Raw genomic sequence first — 21156 nt, forward strand, 5'->3', positions numbered from 1 at the left:
CTAAATTAGCAGCATCGTGTTTGAATGCGACTGAATAAGTTGTTCGAGCTTTTTTCATTATGTACACCATTTTGATATTAAGAGTATTTTATCCTATTTAGGTGTACAAGTTCATTAAGCCACAACAGTTCATCTGGTAAATTATGAGTATAAATACTCATATCAACAGTTGATTTTGGAGCCAGATCTAAAGGTGTTTCTGATGTAGTAATATCCCAATGCTTATTGCCATCAATTCTTAATTGAATATTACCAACGGGAATTTTAATCTTCCCTCCACTTTGTAATCCAACTCTTAACTCTCCATTTACTTTCTCAATTAATGGATAAAAGTTACCAACTTGAGTATAAATTGAGTTAGCAGTATAAATTGATCCTACCGTCACTCTACAACTTTTTTGATCTGTAAATTCATCCACAGAACTTAATGAAACCCAACCAACTTTAGGGGTAACTTTAGTCGCGCATCCCACCGACATAGTTGTTAGCATAGCTAGAATGATTAATTTCACGTTTGGCATCTGTAGTTCTCAACATTAAAGAGATAACAATTATACAGAAGCAAATTATTGTATGATGCGAAATTAAACACATATTATGTAGATACGGCAAAAGATGAGATAAACGATCTTATTTAAATCTGCCAGTTTTCATCAATCCATCTCGCCATAAATCGCTTGTCAGTCTGACATGACCAAAATACCCATTAAATAGCCCCTAGAAGCAATTCTAAAGGCTTAAATACCTGTTACTCGACACCTAGTATGACTTTGCACTAAAAACAGCCCTATTTAACTTAATGGATCTATCCCGCGCTACGCGATCACTTTTAATAAAAAAACAACCCCATAAGTGCTGTTTTGAATCCTTTTAAGTGCCAATAATCGCCATAAACCAAGATTGTTATTTTGTTAACTATATTACGACATTCATCAATTACTGTTTCTACGACCATTTACACTCAACCGACGAAAATTACTCATAACTTATATATCCGCAATAGTTAAAGCCGCTTTTATCCCTCGCCACTAGAAAGCTCGACCCTCATCGCCATTATCTCTATATGGTAATAATCTTTTGTAATTATATTGTATTGTATTGTTTTTAGTAATTGTTAATATAACCCCATCGAAACGCAGACAGCGTTGAAAAACAATTATAAAGATAAGGTTATACGACTCATGAAAATAGTTATTAAAGCAATTATCGCTACCACTATTATCGCAGCGTCTTACACTGCCTCTGCACGTGATGGTGCATTTACTGGAAACATTAGCTTTAATAATCATATGGATAATACAGTTTCAGCGAACCATTACATCATTAATAGTACTGCTGATAAATCTCATTCAGGAATAGTGTTAACCACTAAGAACACCCACATGACATTTTCAGAAAAATTATTGTCAGCGGCTGATAAGTAATCGTTAACCAATATACAAAACAAACAGTTTACCCACGATTTAATTATTACATATAGGTAAAAGTGTTTTAGTTTTATATCTATTGTTACTGAATGAGCGGGGTGTAGAATGACCGCATCGACACAAATAACAATCAATAAGTTCGATATGGCATATTACATAACCACCAATTAATAACAAAACATCAAACAGATTCAGACTTATGGCTATCGCGGTAAGTCATTATAAATTAATCAATAATTATCGGAGTTTTACTATGAGCAATGTATTTTACATGCCACCTGTAACCTTAATGGGTCCTAATGCTATTCAATCTCTAGGTGCTGAATTAGCGTCAAAAGAATTGAAAAAAGCACTTATCGTTACTGATGGTGTGTTAATTGAAGTGGGTCTGGTTAGTAAGCTAACAGATGAGCTAACAGCACATAACCTTGATTACGTTATCTATGATGGTGTGCAGCCTAATCCCACTGAGAAAAATATCGAAGATGGTCTTGCCCTATTAGCTGAAAGCAAAGCAGACTTCGTGATTTCATTCGGTGGTGGTTCTTCTCACGATACTGCAAAAGGTATTGCGCTAGTTGCGGCTAATGGTGGTCATATTCGTGATTACTCTAAAGGTGTTCACTTATCGAAAAAACCACAACTGCCATTGGTAACAGTGAATACAACAGCGGGTACGGCATCAGAAATGACGGTATTTGCAATCATCACTAACCAACAAGATCAAACTAAATACCCAGTAGTTGATAAGCACTTCACACCTATTATTGCCGTTAATGATTCAGAACTAATGGTCGCAATGCCTAAGTTCCTAACAGCAACCACAGGTATGGACGCATTAACTCACGCGGTTGAAGCCTATGTTTCAACCGCTGCAACACCAATCACGGATGCATCAGCAATCAAAGCCATTGAGTTGATTGTTAATAACTTAGAAGCCGTCGTGAACAACGGTCAAGATCGTGCCGCTCGTGATGCAATGCAGTATGGTGAGTACCTTGCTGGTATGGCATTCTCAAATGCTTCTCTAGGTTACGTGCACTCAATGGCGCACCAACTAGGTGGTGTTTATGACCTGTCACACGGTTTGTGTAACGCAATCTTGTTAGCTGAAGTATCTCGCTTTAACGCCAAACAAGTACCTGAACGTTTTGTTGATATCGCCAAAGCAATGGGGATTGATACTGCAGCAATGACACAAGAACAAGCAGTAGATGCAGCCCTTGAGGCGATGGATGCATTATCTGAAAAAGTAGGCACTAAGCAACGTTTAGCTGACCTAGGTGTGACTGAAGATAAGCTCGCATTTATGGCGCAAAATGCCCTAAACGATGCATGTTCTTTAACTAACCCTCGTACTGCAAGTCTTGATGAAATTGTTGAAATCTTCAAAGCTCGCATGTAACTTGATAAATAATAACGTTAAATTAATACAAAGACGGTTAGCACTCAATATATCGAAGCTAACAAGAGAAAAATTCTTATCTCTATTACGTAAAAAATAATTATTACGCGCTTTGAAAAACAAAAGACCACAGATTTAATTATCAGTGGTCTTTTTTTGATCTAATATCACAACTAAATATTTTTCTTTAACTACATTAAGACGACTTAGCCATTACTTCAAAACTACTGATACCAAAAATGCCTTTCACATCATGATCGCCAAGCTGCTTATTCATTTCCTCAAAGGTACGCTCAGGATTGAGATCGTTAAATAATTCAGGGTGGATCCATTTAGCGAAATACTCAAGTGCCACAAGGTTATAAGGCGAGTTATAAAACGGTTTATAAACAGCGTAAACATCCTTAGTTTGGAATGCTTTGGTTGCTTTTAACCAATCACGAGACATCAACAATTTAGTTTGATCCGCGATTGCTTGGTTATTCATTGCATAGCCCAAAGGGATCCCATGAGTCGCTTTGCCCGTTTTCTTATCGATCCACCCTGCTGATTGCATGATATAAACATCCGTGTTGGCAGTAATGATCGTTTCGGGAGACATCACCCCTTTATGTGCCCCTTTTAGCGGCTTTGTTGCAATATTTTCAGCTTTTAACAGAGTAATAAAATCACTCATATTGCCACCAGAATAGGTATCACAACAAGATTCAAAGGTATAACCAGCAGCAGTTTCAAGAAAAACATTTTTTGATTTAATATCAGGATGTTGTGCAATCACTGCCTTAATATGATTCAAATGTTTAAGGTAATAATCAGAGAAGGCTTGACCCCGTTGCTGTTGACCTAATGCCGTCGCAACAGTGGTAACTGAATTTAAAGTATTCGCAATGGTTTTGTCACGAAAATCAGCAGTGATCACCTGAATACCCGCTGCATCTAGCTTGTTAATCAATCCCGTTGACTGGGCTTTTTTAGCACTGTCTAAACCAATAATCAGCACATCAGGTTTAGGTTTCATGTTAATAAAGGCTTCAGCATCAAACTGTCCTTTACTGATTTTACCAATGTTATGTGCCTTCGCTAACGACGGATAACGTTTAACATAAATATCATACATGCTAGGGGCTGAATTTTTCATATCGTCACGCATCGCGACTAAATGCTTACCTGCATCTTTACCGTAAACAATTTCTAATAAAGGAAAATTTCGGGCAGTGCCTAATGCAATATACTCGGGTTGATGATCTAATGTGATGGAACGGCCTGTAATATCGGTCACTGTCATTGGATAATCAGCAGCAAAGGCAGAGCAAGAAACAATAGCGCCAAGGGCAAGAGTTAACGTCTTTAAGCGAGTTTTCATAATAAAACCTTTTGAGAATTAGAAATCGTAACGAATACCGATCATTTCTTGCACGTCGTTCTTTATGGTGTCGACATTAATGGCAGCATAGGTTCTAAACTGGCTATTCCACCTTGCGGTAATATCAACATTGGCAGCACGAGTGTCATCCGCATTATCAAAATTCAATTCACCAAATCCGATAGTCGCGGTATATATTGAACTGAATTTATACGCTGCAACAACATCATAGCCGTTGCCCGTTTTACCCTTAACTTTCTGTTTGGTATACAAAGTACCAAGATATAGTTTATTTAATTGGTAACCTAAACCAATATCAAATTGTTGTTTTGATTGCTGCTGAACCTTAGCTTGTTTAGCGAAACCAATGGCCGAAATAAAACCCGTATCGCCGATTTTTTGAGAGCCCGCGACAGAAAAACCGCCATCAAAATCGCCTTTTTCTTTACCTTCTGCTCCGGCATAATTTGCGCTTAAAGTGGTTCCGAAGTCGTTGGTATAAGTAGTGGCAAGACTGTTAGCGATACGCTTACCGACTTTAAATTTGTCAGCTGCAACCGCACCATAAACCGCTTGAATATCGGTAATATCAGTAACAACGCTCATCGCACCGTCTGTCTTACCATAAACAAGGGTTGCATAACCGTTATCTAAAGCCGCTTTAATACCGACGTATAGATGACGTGTTTTTTGTGATTCCTCTTTAAATTCCTGTTCAAAAACACCAATACCGCTAATGGTATCTGTCAATTTAGTTTCACCAGAAATCTTAACTCTAACTCGACTTAAATCGTTAACATCATGATCAACATTTTCAGCTCGCGCTTCGATTCGACCGCCAATATTTAGTTTTGAATCATCGGTTTTATAAATAGTTGCAGCATTTACTGTTCCACTTGCTGTTGCCAGATATAACAACCCCAGAGCAAGTTTATTTTTATTAATCAAAAATCACCTCAGTCAATCAACCATCATTTGATGTTACCTTTCGGTAAAAGAGAATGAGAATAATAATCATTTAATTATAGTTGTCAAATTTTGTTACACTTTTTATGCCTTGAAAACATAACCATCCATTGTTAGTAATGGCTAAAACAAGACGATCTTAAAAACACAAAAATTCAAATTCAACAGCTAGCGTATATAAATATGGTTATCTATATGAGCGAAAATCATATCGTCCACCAGCAAATATTTTATAACGTTCACGCTAAAAAACAGATGTCATAATGTCGCAGTATTTTTAACAATACCACAGATTAAAATTATTCAATTCAACAAGATATACCTGATACTTTGAGTCTTAATTGACGCAAAAAAATGACAAATAGCCATCAAGATAGGCATTAATAATTATTGTTATTTTGAGTAGATAGGCAGGAAATATAACTAAAGAAGAGGACTGCCTCATAAGCTAATTGTTCAGGATTAACTTAACGAGGCATAAGATTTTCGTAGCCAAATAAATTTATTATTAATAATTGTGCTTAACAATAACGGTTGTTTTATTTTGTGGTATTGGCCTCATAATCGGGGGCTTTTAAATAAAAAAAATCCGAACACTCTAACGAGTTGCTCGGATTTTAATCACATAAAATCAAGATCTAATCTAAATTAATTACGCTTTCGCGGCATGTTTATCTAAAAATTCTAAAACAAGTTTACGATCTGCTGCATTCAAACCTGCACGAGGGAACATACTTTCGGTGATCCCAGCCCATTGGGCGCGAGTATGCGCTGATGGATTTGGTGCGGCATGACACATAGTACAGGTTGCATAGAAGATTTCTTGACCACGACTGATCTTCGGTGCTTTTTTACCTGAATTTGCTTTATGAAGTAATGCGATACGGCCATCGATATTAAGATCAACCATTGGCAAAATAGAACCATCATTTGGCCCTGTTGGTTGTTCAATCATTGGTGGTTCATAGGCTTTATTCGGTGAACATGGATCAGTACATTTTTTATAGTATGCTAAACAAGTATTCGCACTTGTACCTTGGCTAAGTCCGCCACACGATTGATCTGATGTAATAATATTAATCTGACCACTATTACAACGACCCAACTTATCAAGTTGTAACCATGCGCCTTCATGTAGACATGCTACACCACGACGTACTTCATTGGATAATTTAGCACCACACAATAACGCACCACGTTCATTGTGTAACTCAACAAGATCCCCATTCGCAATACCTTGAGCATGCGCATCTTGGTCGTTAATCAATAAATATTGACGTCCATCAACACACTCATAGCTATTGGTATCTGAGTTTGCCATTTGTGAGTGCAAACGCATCCAAGGGTGTGGACTTAAAATATGCAGTTGACCTTCTTTAGCGTTACCCAAAAATTCAAATGGCGGCAAGTAAGTCGGTACAGGAGGACAATCGTCCAGTTTCATCTTAGCAATTGATTCACTGTATAGTTCAATTTTGCCTGATGGTGTATGTAGTGGGTGCTTTTCTGGATCATCATAGAATGCACCATGACGTTGCCAGTAATCCGCTTTTTCTGGGGTTGGCATAACAGTAACGCCATCTTTCCAGAATTCATCAAACGGTTTAACTTTAGCGGCAGTTGATGACTCATAAGCTGTTTTCAGCAAGGTCATCATATCTTTACCCGTAGTGTATTTTTCTTCTACGTGGAAAATCTTCGCTAAACGACGGAAAATCTCATAGTCATCTAAGCTTTCACCATAAGGTTCAATCACTTGCTGCATAGCATAAACTTTATTATTGCTATATGTGCCGCCAGAAGTAATATCAACCCGTTCTAATGCACTGGTCGCTGGTAAAACAATATCTGCAAATCGAGCTGACGCACACCACCATGTATCTTGACAAACATAAGTCTCAACTTTGTCATTCATTGCTTTAATTAAAGCATTAAGGTTTTGTTGGTGTGAGAATAGATTATTACCTGAGTTATATACCATTGATATATCAGGGAATTTTAACGTTTGTCCATTGTAAGTAAATGACTTACCAGGATTTCGCAACATTTCAGATTGAAGTACAACCGGACAACCCGCAGAGACAGGGTTAAAGCCTTGGCCTAATGTTACAGGTAATGATGCTCCTGATTGTGGCATACCGCCGTTACCATAGTGCCAGCTAAAACCAAAACCTTCGCCCGGCTTACCAATTTTACCCGCCATTGCGGCAAAGTTAATGATAGCCCAGTGAATCATCTCACCATGGTCAGCACGTTGAACTGCCCAACCAGCGGCAATTTGGGTTTTTTTAGATTTAAATAATACGGCTAGCTTTTTGATTTCATCAGCTGGAATACCGGTAATTTTAGCTGCCCATTCTGGTGTTTTAGCAACACCATCTTGTTTACCTAATAAATAATCAAGGTACTGCTCATAACCAACGGTATATTTTTTCAAATATTCAAGATCAGCTAATTTTTGATCTTGTAAATGGAAAGCCATCGCATTAAACAGTGCAGTATCAGTACCTGGAATAATTGATACCCATTCACTGTCTAAATTACGATCAGTCGTGGTACGTTTAGGGTTAATTGAAATAAACTTAATCCCTTTTTCTTTCCACTTCAGCCAATGGCTTTGCATTTGATGATCAGCAACACGGAATTCAACCCGGTTGGTTTTCCAAGGGTCACTACCCACTAAAACAAACACTTCAGTATTCTTTTCAATAACAGGCCAAGCTGTTTGTGGTGAATACACTTCCATATCACCGACAATGTGCGGCAGAATAACTGTTGAAGCACCTGCTGAATAGTCGCCAATGGTTGTACTACAACCACCAATAAGGTTAAAGAAACGACCTTGAACAACAGGTGGGCGTAACAAACCCGTATTTGACCAACCATCATAAGATGAGTCAAAGATACCTTGGTTACCTTTGTTTTCAATAGTATGTAAGATTGCGCTTGCTGTTAATTGCAAGGCAGTGTCCCAACTTACTCTAACAAACGGTTCTTTACCGCGTAATTCAGGTTTAGTGTCACCACCTAAATTTTCTAAATATGATTTACGTACCATTGGGTATTGGATACGTGTTTTATTATAAGTTCGGCTTAATAAGCCTTCTAATAACATTTCAGTTGGCAGTGGATCAATTTCTTTACGAGGTTGAATACCCACTAATTTACCGTCTTTTACTACACCGTAAAAAGCACCCCAGTGGCTTGCACTAGGAATTAGAAGAGTATCATCAGCAAATGCAAAATTAGCGGGGAATAGTGTTAAACCATTTGCTGCAATAGCCGTTGCGATAGCAGATTTAAGAAAGTCACGACGAGAAATAGGCATAATATCTCCAATTGCCATTTATAATCTAAGCGACTTGAAAATAATGATATCAAACGCATTGAACTCAATACTTATTAGTGACAACTATTTACTTTTCGTCAATAATATTTATTAAAAATGCATAATCTGTCAAATATTTTAAATAGCTTTGTTTTTTTTATTTATATTATAATTCTTAGTAATATTACGCCTTATTTGAATTTAAAATAAATAATAAAACATCAAACAGTGATTTTATAAATGACTTTATAATCAATCCAATATTTGATGTTGATTATGATTTGAATATAAATAGCAGAAATAAAAAAATCCCACGATATTTACCGTAGGATTTTTAAAGCAATAGATATAACTAATTCTTATGCTTACTTACATTGCTGAATCACTATCTTGCGCCAATGGGTAACGATTTCGCGTGTAAGAACTCACCAATTCCTGTATCTGGTGGTGTCGAATCAGCTGCTGCCCCCCAACCTTTATTTGGCGTCTCACCCATCGTAAACACGAGGTCGCCCCCATACATAATCTCATCATGAGTAAGATACGTACGGTTAAACGCTTTACCATTGAACGTCGCATTTTGAATAAAGATATTTTCACGACTCACATTCTTTGCAACCACATTAAACGACTGTCCGTTACCCACATCAATCGAGGCAGTTTCAAACATTGGTGTACCAATTTCATACACACTGCCTGCATTTACTGGATAGAACCCTAGCGCACGGAACACAAACCACGAAGAAAGCGTACCAAAGTCATCATTACCACAAATACCATCGGCAGTATTGTCGTAGCAAACGTTAGTTGATGCTGCAATCGCTGCTTGAGTCTTCCATGGTTGACCTACGTAGTTATACAAATAAGACACATGTAGATCGGGTTCATTACCTTGAACATGTTGACCAACGTTACCAGTATTAAAGACAGGGAACTGGTTATCACCTGCATTGCGGTCTGGATATGTTGACCAGTACTCATCTAAACGTGCCGCAAATAAAGCGCCATCTTTCGCTTCAGGATTAAACTTACGATCCGCTTGAGTCATCAGATCTTTTAGACCATGAATATCATGTTGCACACTAAAGAAGTATTGCCAACCGTTTGACTCTGAGAATGCCCAATTAAACATATCAGGACGCCAATCTTTACCTGTGTTTCCACCTGTCACAGGATCGGTCCAGTTCTTATCAATAAATTGGCCATTATTATCACGCGCTTTAAACCACCCTTTCCACGGTGTATTCGCTTCACCACCAAAGTCGAACTGTGCTTGCCAGTTATTTGAGCGGTTAGCAAATTCCGTATAACGTGGATCATCTTCGCCAAACACCAAGGCAATGGATTTTGCAATCATCCAATCGTTCATTGAATATTCAAGTGAATATGACGCTGTCCATGAATCTTTAAATGGTGAATGCTTACCGTATGAATCCGTTTCTGTATCATGCAGTTGTGCTGGCACCCAACCATTTTGCTCATATTCACCAATCCATGACACACCTTGGCTAGTTTTCCCGCGTGCATCCGTTACCATTGCAGTAATTAAACGTGCTTTAATATTATCTTGATCAGTTTGACTAAAACCAAGTTCTGTCATTCGTGCATCAAGAATACCTTTTGCCAGTACATCATAAATAACTGGGGTTGAATGCATCCCCATCATCATGCCGGTTTCATTACCTTTAAATGTCCACTCAGGTAAACGACCTTTACGAGATTTGCCAGCAGTACCCGCCGCATCAAGAGGCGTAAATTCTTCTTCTGCATAAGACAACATTGATAACACAACATCCGCTAATGCATTAGGGGCAAAGATAGACGCAAGCGGTTGTACGTTACGGTAGGTATCCCATAGTGAGAAGGTGTCATAACGAGTAAAGTCAGCCTTACCATCATTGTTAGCATCAGCTAAACGAACATCATCCACTAATGGCGCTTCTTTACCCCAAGATGGACGACCATTTGGATAAGCATTACGACCTTGGAAAGCGCGGTAATATTTACCATCAAGATCTGAGTGAGTCGTTTGACCTAAGAAAGCATGGTACATCGCGGTATAGAAAGTTTGCTTATAGGTTTCATCACCTTCAACTTTCACTTTACCCAGTAATGCTTCCCATTCTTCAGTCGCTTCTAAACGTACATCATCAAAATCTTTATCGGCAACTTCGGTTAAGTTTAAGAATGCCCCCGTTAATGGCGCTTTATTAGTACCATCATTACCAATCGCGGTGCTTGATAATGCCAATTTCGCTTCAACCGCTACCCCTTGTTTTGAAGTATCAAATTCAACATAAGCGCGAGCATATTGGTATTTACCAAACACATCACGATCATTAACGGCATCATAGGTTTGAGAGCCGTTAATTGAGCCTATTTCAGTAAAGTCAGCTGGCGCATTAACGTATTGTTTAGTTTCTTTGTCGTAATAAGCAAAACGGACATTTTTGATCGGTTGATCAAACTCCATCACAAAATATTCTTTCTGAGATGCTGCCCAACCATCAGATAAGCGATGACCAATTAAACGGTTATTTTCTTTATCCCAACGAATAAAAGAATCAGAAGTGTAATCCCAGTTAAGCTTAAATCCGGTATTAACGATGATTTCAGATTTCGTGTCGCGAGGGAACGTATAACGGTGCACACCAACACGATCAGACGCTGTCAGTTCAGCGGTAATATCATAGTCAAGCAACTCAACCTTGTAGTAACCCGCGGTCGCTTGCTCATCTTTATGTTTAAAATGGGATGCTTCTAAATTGAGGGTCGCTGAGCCTTCATTGATCATAAAGTCTGAACGGGAGTTAATTGGCATTACCAAAATGTCATTTAAGTCCCCCGCACCCGCGCCAGATAAATGAGTATGAGAAAAACCACTGGTACGGGCGTCATGGTAATAATAACCAGAAATATACTCCCAACCATTAGAGCCGTTATTCGGGGATAATTGCACCATGCCATTAGGGGTAGTTGCACCAGGGTAAGTATTACCTAAATTACCAGTACCAATAAATGGATTAACATAACGGGTGACATCCATGCCCGATAAATCAACCGGAATATGAACCCCCATATCAATAACTGGGTTTTCTGTACTTGGTTTATCATCACAATCGCCATCGCCAGTCGGTGGACAAACAGGCTTATCCCCGTCATCAATAGGAGGAAGGGCGCCATCACCCTCTGGTACAGTGACATTAACATCAATATTATGCGTATCGTCATCACAAGCCGTTAAACCAAATGTAGCAGCGATAACAGCCATTGAAAGTAGGGTACGTTTGAATTTCATTTCAAATCCTTTTCTAATTTATATATTATTTTTTAACGCTACTATTAATAGCCATTAATAAAAAACTCATTAGCGACCACATTGAAATAAGCAGCATTTAAGAAACAAATAAAAACAATGTAATTTAAACCCACCGTTTAATTAATATTGAAGCGTAAATGTCAATGATGATTAAACAATGAATGATATAAATAGACGAACAGTATTTAGAGGCAGACAAGCCTCATTGAGTTTGTCTGCTACAGATATAAATAATATTAGGTTATTTAATAACGGGCTTTTTATTGGTCATCACAAAGTGTAATTCACCACCAGCCATAATATCACTATGAGCAAAGGTGTAATTATTACCCAATGGTTTTCCATTAATAGTAACGGATGCAATATAGATATTATCAGGGCTATTATTTTCAGCAGTTATCGTAAATTGACCGCCATCAATATCAAATTTCACTTCATCAAACAGTGGTCGTCCAATGGTATAAATCGGTGCACCAGGAGTAACTTGATAGAAACCTAACGCCCCCATAATGTACCAAGCAGACATTTGCCCTACATCTTCATTACCAATTAAACCGGCTTTAGTTGGATGAAAGAATTCTTTCATCGCCTGATCGACATATTCTTGCGTCTTCCAAGGCTCTGCCGTCCAGTTATACAGATATGGCACATGATGATCGGGTTCATTACCCATGATGAATTGACCAATATAACCTGTCATATCGCCTTGAGAAGTATCAGCTTTGTCACTAGCGGTAAACAACGCATCTAAATTTTGTAAGAAACCCGCATCACCACCCATGGTCTGCTTTAAACCTGCAATGTCATGCGGTGCAAACCATGTCCATTGCCATGTATTGCCCTCAGTGAAATCTTGGCCACGGTGCTCGGCGCGATAAGGCCAGAAAATATCAAACGATGTTGCATCATTAATATCACAGCCCTCAGGTAACGGCGTAATTGGATCACCTTGACCATCAATAGCACATGATGGATAGTTATTTACCCATGAACCATCATGATTTTTAGGGCGCATAAATCCAGTTGCACCATATTTACCATATTCGCTAACATTATGATCAAAATAAGGTTTATAAGCTTGTGAACGTGCCATATAACGTTGATATTGAGCATCATCACCTGCTAATTTCGCAATCTGAGCAATACACCAATCGTAGTAAGCATTTTCTAATCCGTATGACACTGATTCATTAACCAATTCATCGTATTTATCTTGCGCAACGCCACCATCTTGCGGCTTTTTCTTGGCATCTGCTGGCACATAGCCGTGTTGCTCAGCATATTCACCATGACGGGTCATGACCGTAAAACGTTTATCACCATTCCACGCATCTTTATAAGGCACCCAATCTTGCGTAATAACTAAATCAAAGTTAGCTGACACATCGGCTGCTTTAAGGGCTAATTCAAAATCTTGCTGAGTAAAGGCATCAGGGTACTTCACCATGACATCGGCAATCACAGAAACCGCAGGATAACCGACCATTTCACCGGTGTAATCAGAATGCAATTCCCACTTAGGTAATACACCACCAGTTTTAAATTTATTCATCAAATCATGGGCGTATTCAATTGCACGTTCTTTATCAATAATGGTTTTAAGTGGATGAGCAGCGCGGAATGTATCCCACATTGAATACACTGAATAGTTAGTAAAATCAGCATCAGCTTGATGGACTTTGCCATCCATACCACGGTATTTACCATCAACGTCTTGATACACAAACGGCGCGACATAAGTACGGTAAAGCGAGGTATAGAACATGGTCTTATCGGCTTCTGTTCCCCCTTTAATGGTGAATTTATTTAATACTTTCGCCCATTGCTGTTGGTTGTCAGCCACAACCTCATCAAAATCATAGCCGTTGTTGTCAGCTTGTAAGTTGGCCATCGCACCATCAATACTGGTACCAGAGATGGCAATCTTAACCGTGATAGGCTGATCACCGTCACCAAAGTTAAGGTGGGTCACCACATCACGTACTCGATCACGTTTATCGCCATAACCTTGATAATCGGCTAATCCAACTTCTGTTGCAGCAGTTTGCTTACCTTCAACATACGCCATATGGCCGCTAAACGGTTCTGAAAATTCAGCGTAGAAATATACCGTTTGCCACTGACCCCACTCATTACTAGTACGCGCCCCCGCAATGGCATTATCAGCCACTTTTTTATAATAGATACTACGAGAGTGATTACCGTATTGTTCTAGTAGCTCATGTTGTAAATCGATCTTTACTTTACGATCGGCACCAGCAGGAAAACTATAACGCTGAAAAGCAACCCGATCCGTCGCTGTTAATTCAGCTTTAACTTTTGTTTCAATAAGATCTACCGCGTAATAACCAACTTTTGATATTTCGGTTTGCTTATCCATCGTAACGGCAGTTGAGTGAAAACCGGTATAAGGTAAGAACGCAAAATCATTAAGATCCCCTTTACCGGCACCCGAGATATGGGTGGTACTAAAACCTGACAATTGATTTAAATAGTAATGATAATCAGACGGCGATCCTTTACCCTCCCAATTCGTCGGATTCCAGTTATCAGGACTTGGTTGGATCATGCCTTCAGGGGTTACAGGGCTAGGATTAACATTGCCTAAACCATTAGTACCAATCAAAGGATCAACATAGTTAAGTACCGCTAATGTTGGCAGATTATCGTTTTTATCCGTTGATGATTGAGTTGAATTATCATTATTACAGCCGACAAGACCAACAGAAAGAGCAATTGCTGCTGCGACGATTGACAGTTTAAACATGGTTTTCTATCCCTATTTTTTAAATGCACCACACTCTTACTGAGCACTGTTGATATTATTAAAACAATTGGATCAATAAGATTAAATAAAATCACTATTCGTTTTATTTACTCAGTGTAATTCCATATGGTTATTGATACGTATTATTAATAATAATAAATCATGGTGATATAGGATAAATTACGCATTCACTGTATATTTGTAACAACACTTAATAGCTGTGAGTAAGATCGCATTGTTATATGGCTATATTTTGGCTCAATCTCACAATTTATTTTTTATTAATTGATAATATAAATACACTAACGTTGATTTTATATTCCAGTCGACACGGCTATATTTATCTAGATAATACTGCGCGATATCGCATAAAAAACGATCAGATAGAATAGTGCTATTAAAGTGATAATTATCCAGTTTTTATATTTTCAATTTACGTAATAATTAACTAACAGATTAAGGATATAAATATTGTCATTATCCTCCCGAAAAATGACCTTTTGCAGCATAAGTCCTCCGATCATTCTGTCTTTTTATTATTACGTAACTATAAACTCTCTCGTATTTATTCATCTTTTCTTCTTAACACCACATTCTAAACACTATTGATTAATCATAATGACGCCCCCTCACCCCTTATAAATGTAACCAACCATCATCAAAGTACTATTACCTTTAAATAACCAGCGCACAAAAATGCTAGTTATTCATATTAATACGAGCCTATAAAGCAATGAGATCCCTATCACGGTTGGTTATTACGGTTACAAATGTCCTATAAAAGCGTCGTTTCTCTTCTATCTTGCACGCTATTAACTGCTTATATTTATGTCATTGCCCTAGCACTAGATTATTTAACAACAGGAGAGACACATGAGAGTTGTCGCGATCACCGCATGTCCAACCGGAATTGCACACACCTATATGGCAGCCGACAAGCTCACTGAGACAGCGAAAAAACTCGGTATAACAATAAAAGTCGAAACCCAAGGAGCTATGGGAGTAGAAAATCGCCTCACCGACCAGGATGTTGAGCGTGCTGATATTGTTATCCTCGCGGCCGATATTAATATCGAGCAAAGTGACCGTTTTACAAAACATCGCTGTCTAGAAGTTTCTATTCAAGATGCATTACAGCGTCCACGACGTGTTTTTTCTCAATGTCAGCAACTGTTGTTAGCTCACCAATAACATTAAATAAATTTAAGGCGTATTATTTATGGCTCACCAATTTCAGTTTCAATGTGTATTACCTAATGGCATTCATGCGCGTCCAGCCAACCATTTAGAACAACAGTGCCGTCAGTTTGAGTGTCAAATTAGCTTAACCAATCACCGCACTAATAATTCAGGTGATGCGAAAAGTGTTTTGGCATTAGTGGGTACAGATACGCTATTCAATGATAACTGCACATTAAACTTTGAAGGCGCAGACAGTGAACAAGCCTGTCAGGCACTTCAAACTTACATTGAACAACAATTTCCACATTGTGATGAAGCATTAGAGACATTATCAGATGATAGCGAGATCGTGTTACCGCAATCATTATTACGTCATCAACCACATTTAATCACCGGTAAGCGTCTTGCTGCGGGTATTGGTCACGGTGTATTAACCGCAATGAGCCAAATTGATCCACAGCAGTTTGCAACAGCAGCCCACGATGACAATGAAGCGCAACGGTTTGAACAAGCACGAGCGCAAGTAAGTACTAACTTAGATTACACCATTGCAAACGGCTCACACCACGAACAAGAAATTACCAGTGCGCATTTAGCGATCATTAACGATTCAAGTTTTATTGATGGTGTCACAACCCTGCTAACCACCCATTCAACGGCTAATGCTATTTTGGCGGTGATGGAAAAACTGTGTCATCAACTTGAACAGTCAGCAAGCAGTTACTTACGTGAACGCGTACTGGATATCAAAGATGTATCAATCCAGTTATTAACGGCGGCTTACCCTACTGTATTAGATACTCAAACCGCATTTTCGCTACAACAGCCAAGTATTATTATCGCAAACGATTTAACCCCAAGTCAGTTTTTAGGGCTAGATAAAGCGTTATTGCAAGGTTTAGTATTAACTCATGCAGGTAGCACTTCACATACGGTAATTTTGGCACGCGCATTTAATATTCCCACCCTCTCAGGTATTGAAATCAAAGAGTGTGCAGCGGCCTTAGATCATCATGTTTACCTTGATGCTCAATTAGGCGTACTGGCTATCGAGCCTAGCATCGAAGTTAGTGGTTACTTCAACCGTGCGATCACATTAGCTAACACTCTTAAAAAGCAGCAAAGTTTGTATGCTCACCAGCAAGCAACCACCAAAGATGGTCACACTATCGAAGTGGCTGCCAATATTGCTTGTTCAGTTGAAGCAGATAACGCATTTGCACAAGGGGCTGAAGGTATTGGTTTGTTCCGTACTGAAATGCTGTTTATGGATCGTCAACAAGCACCCGATGAAGAAGAGCAGTTTAATCATTACTGTGAAGTACTCACAGCAGCCAATGGTAAACCGGTGATCATTCGTACCATGGATATTGGTGGCGATAAGCCGATTGATTACCTTGCCCTACCCCATGAAAATAACCCGTTCCTAGGTTACCGCGCAGTCCGTATTTATCCGCAATTCTTAGCACTGTTCCATACCCAACTAACCGCGATTTTACGTGCCTCGGTACATGGCAAAGCCAAAATCATGATCCCAATGATTCAAAGCATTGAAGAAATCCGTTGGGTTAAGCAACAACTAGAAATTGTTAAACAGCAACTGACTGAGCAAAACATTGCTTTTGATGCTGATCTGCAATTGGGTATCATGGTTGAAATCCCATCAGTGGCATTTATTGTTGATTTGTTCTGTAAAGAAGTCGATTTCTTCAGTATTGGCTCAAACGATATGACCCAGTATTTATTAGCGGTTGATCGTGATAATGCCAGCGTATCAAAACTGTATAACAGCTTAGCTCCTGCGTTCCTTCGCTTATTAAAGCAAGTGGTTACTACCGCGCATGCTCACGGTAAATGGGTAGGCTTATGTGGTGAACTTGGCGCAGACAGTAAAGTATTACCATTATTAGTTGGTGCAGGTTTAAATGAAATCAGCATGAGTGCACCAAAAATTGCTGCCACCAAAGCACAGCTAACTGAGATTAACTTTGCAGATAGCCAAACGTTATTTGCAGAAGCATGTGAGTGCGCCACCATTGAAGAGGTTGAAGCACTACTTGAACAACGTCATGCTCAAGCACAAGTTAAACCCATCTTGGTTCAGCAATGTGTATTTAAAGCCGCCGATTTTGCAAACAAAGAAGAAGTGATCCAAGCGCTAGTCGGCAACTTAGGTGTTCAAGGCCGTACTGATGATGTGTATAAACTTGAAGAAGATGTTTGGGCACGTGAAGCGGTATTCTCTACGGGTTTAGGGCATGGATTTGCAATTCCACATACTAAGTCTGAGTATATTCGTCATTCTAGTATCAGTATTGCGCATCTCGATAAACCGATTGATTGGATGTCAGATTCTGGTGAGGTTGATTTCGTTATCATGCTAACCCTAAATAAAGACCAAGGCGATCAACACATGCGTATCTTTGCAGGCCTAGCCCGTAAACTTATCCATGAGAGTTTCCGCGATAGCTTACGCCAAGCTGAATCGCCAGAGGCTATCATTGCCATTATTTCCGAACAAATTGGTTTGTAATTCAAACGTAAGCTTATCAATATAAAGCTCCTCTCTTGAGGGGCTTTGTCATTTTAAACCACGACCAAATTATCAATTCCCCTCCCCTTTCCGGCTTAACGTCTAAAAATGACCCAGATCTCATTTAAAAATAGAAAGCGTTTATTGGTTATTTTATAGCAGCTTTTAGCTAGTCCATTAACTAAAAATCATCAATTATTGTCATTAATAAATAGTTAGCATTTCATTTAATTACTCCCGCTTCTTAAACATAAGGAAAGAGTAATGCCAACAGGTTATTGGACAATTGATGCTTTTATTATTGCCAATATCATCCTCTGGATCACTGTCACTGGTGTTTTTATTTATCAACAGTCTTCCGATGGTGGATCATTGGTTAACCCATCAAATAGTACCCATTCAAGGAGTAGAAAATGAACCCTAAAACGCTTGGATATACCACGATGATTGTTTCTGCCACACTGATGGGCTGTGTTGGCTTATTTTCTCGAAATATTAATACCAGTGGGGATGTTATTGCATTTACTCGTATGATCGTTGGTGCAGTCTGTATTTTTGCTATTATGATCTACCAAGGTAAAGCTCAACAACTAAAAACCATCAAACTCACCCCCGCAGTAATCACCAGTGGCGTGTGCTTAGGATTATGTTTAGCCGCTTATGTCTCCGCGACCCAATATACAACCTTAGCCAATGCAGTATTTTTAATTTATACCGGCCCTGTTTTCTCTACTATTTTAGCGGCTATTTTCTTAAAAGAGAAAATTTCAGCCCTTACAGCATCGATGTTAACCGCCGTATTTATTGGCTGTTTATTTATTATCGGCATTATCAGTTATACCCCTCAAACTGGGTTAACTTTATCGTTGTCGTTTTCTAAAGAAAATATGGTCGGTGATACTCTAGGATTAATATCAGGTATTGGTTATGGCTTGTATTTATTCTTTAGTCGTTACCGTACCGATATTGGTTCAGACTCTCGTTCATTATTTAACTTTTCATTTGGTGCGATTGCGATTGCGATCTGCTTTGTTATTAATCCTCCATCACTCGCAACAATGGATGGCACCTCATGGTTATGGCTAATTTCAATGGGGTTCTTTATTGGTTTTGGCGCATTGTCATTATTAACCATTGCCGCTAAACATTTAAAAGCCGCTGAACTGGCGTGTATTTCTTATTTAGAGACTGTTGTTGGTGCAGGGCTGGGGATTCTTGTCTTTAGTGAATCATTAACAGTTTTACAAGCCATTGGTGGCGTATTGGTTATTGGGGGGGGTATGGGAGAGATCGTGATTAATATCATCAAGAAACGGGCATTATCTCATAATCCACAATCTCACAAACCATTACCACTATCATAAGGTGACACTATGAATACCTCACTCAACTGGGGCTTACTATTAGTGACCGTGACGATTATGGTCGGTTTAGCCCTTTACAGTAATAAAGTGATGCACAGTAGCAAGGGTGAGGGTGGTTTTTTATTGGCCGCTAATTGTTTAGGCCCTTTTGTGGGGGCTTCGACTATCGTTGCAACGGCGTTTTCTGGCTGGGGATTTATGGGATCGCCTGGGGTTGCGTATAAATATGGTGTAATTGAATTATTAGGTAATTTTTTCTTTGCGCCAGCCATGATTTTAGCAGTCCTTTTTTGTGCGCGGTTTCTACACCAAAAAGCCCAAACAATGGGGACATTAACGATTGCTGAATATATTGCCGTCAGCCATGACGGTCCACAAAGTGTAAAACGTATTACCCAAGCATTCTGTGCCATTATAACCATTGTGCTATTACTGATTTTTCTCGTCGGTCAAATTAAAGCATTAGGGTTATTAGCCGGACAATGGCTGGGTATCAGCCAAACAACCGCCTCGTTTATTATGGTCGCGATTATTATTCTCTACACCTCTATTGGGGGACTTGCCGCCGTCGCGTTTACGGATACCTTTATGGTGTTAGGTATGTGTTTATCCGCCATTATTATTATGGTGACTATTTTTACAGATCTTCCTCCGCAACAATTAATAGAACAACTTAATAGCATCGACACAAACTTGTTAGATCCACAAGATTCAGGGCCTTATGGTGACAGTCGTTGGCATGTTTTAATGGTACTGCCCTATGCGTTTATTTACAGTGCAACCCTACCTTATATGTCCGTACGTTTTATGGCATTTGCTAACACCACTAAATTGCATCATGTCGCGGCTTACATGATGCCAATGGCATGTTTATTAAGCCTTGTTCCTATTGTAGGCTGCTATGTTCGCGTAAAAGTCCCCACCCTTACCAACCCTGACGATGCCATGCCAGTCTTTCTGACTCAATTTCTCTCACCTTATTTATCTGCAATTGTGACCCTGTTTATTTTATTTGCGATGAAATCAACGGCCAACTCGGTTCTTCATGCCATTGCAGGTGCCGTGTCTCATGATTTACGCCAAGCATTGTGGCCACATTCCTCCCTGACAGCGAAGCAATTATTACTGCTTAATCGTAGTGCCGTGTTTGGCCTTGGAGGGTTAGGGTTTATTATCATGCTGTTTGCTCCACCTTTTATGCTGTCAATGTTGGCTATTTTAGGGTCTGGTACTTTAATGGCAGCATTGGTCGCCCCAACGTTATTAGCCCATTGGTTTCCTGGTAATATTTATGCGGCGCTCAGTGCATTAGTAATTGGCTTTTTTAGTGGGTGCTTATTGTTTGTTGAGTTTCATTTAGGCTGGGTTGAGGCTCCACTTTATGCTTCACTATTGGCATGTTGTAGTTATGCGTTAGTGGCAAAATGTTGCCAATATCAGTTAATTGCAGACTATCTACGTTAATCATAACAAGAGAATAATTTCACCGTTATTCTCTTATT

13 protein-coding genes are annotated in these 21156 nt (G+C 39.1%); 7 read left to right on the plus strand and 6 right to left on the minus strand.

Annotation, left to right across the window (positions count from 1 at the left end; translation table 11 throughout):
• Positions 1–77 precede the first annotated feature (77 nt).
• Positions 78–521: a hypothetical protein gene (locus CIK00_RS19495; RefSeq protein ID WP_101770229.1), complete on the minus strand. Its 444-nt coding sequence runs from the start codon at positions 519–521 to the stop codon at positions 78–80.
• 660 nt (positions 522–1181) lie between these two features.
• Between CIK00_RS19495 and CIK00_RS19500 the strand changes: the two genes are divergently transcribed.
• The gene (locus CIK00_RS19500) at positions 1182–1424 is read left to right on the plus strand and encodes a hypothetical protein (RefSeq protein WP_101770230.1); all 243 of its coding nucleotides are present in this window, start codon (positions 1182–1184) and stop codon (positions 1422–1424) included.
• Between the two features lie 256 nt (positions 1425–1680).
• Entirely contained in the window at positions 1681–2832 is a 1152-nt protein-coding gene (locus CIK00_RS19505) for an iron-containing alcohol dehydrogenase (RefSeq protein ID WP_101770231.1), read from the plus strand.
• 196 nt (positions 2833–3028) lie between these two features.
• Here the strand turns inward: CIK00_RS19505 and CIK00_RS19510 are convergent, their stop codons facing one another.
• From CIK00_RS19510 to CIK00_RS19530, 5 genes are all read right to left on the minus strand, one after another.
• Positions 3029–4195 carry an ABC transporter substrate-binding protein gene (locus CIK00_RS19510; RefSeq protein ID WP_101770232.1) on the minus strand — a complete coding sequence of 389 codons (1167 nt, stop codon included), beginning with the start codon at positions 4193–4195 and terminating at the stop codon, positions 3029–3031.
• An 18-nt stretch (positions 4196–4213) separates the two neighbouring features.
• Positions 4214–5143, minus strand: coding sequence for a porin (locus tag CIK00_RS19515; RefSeq protein ID WP_232601764.1), 930 nt, complete (start codon positions 5141–5143; stop codon positions 4214–4216).
• A gap of 670 nt (positions 5144–5813) precedes the next feature.
• Positions 5814–8489: a molybdopterin-dependent oxidoreductase gene (locus CIK00_RS19520; RefSeq protein WP_101770252.1), complete on the minus strand. Its 2676-nt coding sequence runs from the start codon at positions 8487–8489 to the stop codon at positions 5814–5816.
• A gap of 385 nt (positions 8490–8874) precedes the next feature.
• On the minus strand, positions 8875–11787 hold the full coding sequence (locus CIK00_RS19525; protein WP_101770233.1) for a GH92 family glycosyl hydrolase: 2913 nt from the start codon (positions 11785–11787) through the stop codon (positions 8875–8877).
• Between the two features lie 262 nt (positions 11788–12049).
• Positions 12050–14575 carry a GH92 family glycosyl hydrolase gene (locus CIK00_RS19530; RefSeq protein ID WP_101770234.1) on the minus strand — a complete coding sequence of 842 codons (2526 nt, stop codon included), beginning with the start codon at positions 14573–14575 and terminating at the stop codon, positions 12050–12052.
• Positions 14576–15448: 873 nt separating this feature from the next.
• On the opposite strand from CIK00_RS19530, the gene CIK00_RS19535 reads away from it, so the two are divergent.
• The 5 genes from CIK00_RS19535 to CIK00_RS19550 all read left to right on the plus strand — a co-directional run bounded on the left by CIK00_RS19535 (position 15449) and on the right by CIK00_RS19550 (position 21118).
• On the plus strand, positions 15449–15766 hold the full coding sequence (locus CIK00_RS19535) for a PTS fructose transporter subunit IIB (protein WP_101770235.1): 318 nt from the start codon (positions 15449–15451) through the stop codon (positions 15764–15766).
• Between the two features lie 28 nt (positions 15767–15794).
• Positions 15795–18290, plus strand: coding sequence for a phosphoenolpyruvate--protein phosphotransferase (ptsP, locus tag CIK00_RS19540; protein WP_101770236.1), 2496 nt, complete (start codon positions 15795–15797; stop codon positions 18288–18290).
• Positions 18291–18554: 264 nt separating this feature from the next.
• Positions 18555–18707, plus strand: coding sequence for a hypothetical protein (locus CIK00_RS21375; protein ID WP_167388587.1), 153 nt, complete (start codon positions 18555–18557; stop codon positions 18705–18707).
• Complete coding sequence (locus tag CIK00_RS19545; RefSeq protein ID WP_101770237.1) at positions 18704–19654, plus strand: DMT family transporter; 951 nt, start codon at positions 18704–18706, stop codon at positions 19652–19654. Before CIK00_RS21375 ends, CIK00_RS19545 begins: the two co-directional genes overlap by 4 nt.
• Positions 19655–19663: 9 nt before the next feature.
• Positions 19664–21118 carry a sodium:solute symporter family protein gene (locus CIK00_RS19550; protein ID WP_101770238.1) on the plus strand — a complete coding sequence of 485 codons (1455 nt, stop codon included), beginning with the start codon at positions 19664–19666 and terminating at the stop codon, positions 21116–21118.
• Positions 21119–21156: the final 38 nt, after the last annotated feature.

Source organism: Photobacterium carnosum (genome assembly GCF_002849605.1).
Lineage (GTDB): Bacteria > Pseudomonadota > Gammaproteobacteria > Enterobacterales > Vibrionaceae > Photobacterium > Photobacterium carnosum.

What these genes read in the sequence shown, in the direction of transcription:
- CIK00_RS19495 (WP_101770229.1), bottom strand. Translation starts at nt 521, where the DNA reads ATGCCAAACGTGAAATTAATCATTCTAGCTATGCTAACAACTATGTCG.
- CIK00_RS19500 (WP_101770230.1), top strand. Translation starts at nt 1,182, where the DNA reads ATGAAAATAGTTATTAAAGCAATTATCGCTACCACTATTATCGCAGCG.
- CIK00_RS19505 (WP_101770231.1), top strand. Translation starts at nt 1,681, where the DNA reads ATGAGCAATGTATTTTACATGCCACCTGTAACCTTAATGGGTCCTAAT.
- CIK00_RS19510 (WP_101770232.1), bottom strand. Translation starts at nt 4,195, where the DNA reads ATGAAAACTCGCTTAAAGACGTTAACTCTTGCCCTTGGCGCTATTGTT.
- CIK00_RS19520 (WP_101770252.1), bottom strand. Translation starts at nt 8,489, where the DNA reads ATGCCTATTTCTCGTCGTGACTTTCTTAAATCTGCTATCGCAACGGCT.
- CIK00_RS19525 (WP_101770233.1), bottom strand. Translation starts at nt 11,787, where the DNA reads ATGAAATTCAAACGTACCCTACTTTCAATGGCTGTTATCGCTGCTACA.
- CIK00_RS19530 (WP_101770234.1), bottom strand. Translation starts at nt 14,575, where the DNA reads ATGTTTAAACTGTCAATCGTCGCAGCAGCAATTGCTCTTTCTGTTGGT.
- CIK00_RS19535 (WP_101770235.1), top strand. Translation starts at nt 15,449, where the DNA reads ATGAGAGTTGTCGCGATCACCGCATGTCCAACCGGAATTGCACACACC.
- ptsP (WP_101770236.1), top strand. Translation starts at nt 15,795, where the DNA reads ATGGCTCACCAATTTCAGTTTCAATGTGTATTACCTAATGGCATTCAT.
- CIK00_RS21375 (WP_167388587.1), top strand. Translation starts at nt 18,555, where the DNA reads ATGCCAACAGGTTATTGGACAATTGATGCTTTTATTATTGCCAATATC.
- CIK00_RS19545 (WP_101770237.1), top strand. Translation starts at nt 18,704, where the DNA reads ATGAACCCTAAAACGCTTGGATATACCACGATGATTGTTTCTGCCACA.
- CIK00_RS19550 (WP_101770238.1), top strand. Translation starts at nt 19,664, where the DNA reads ATGAATACCTCACTCAACTGGGGCTTACTATTAGTGACCGTGACGATT.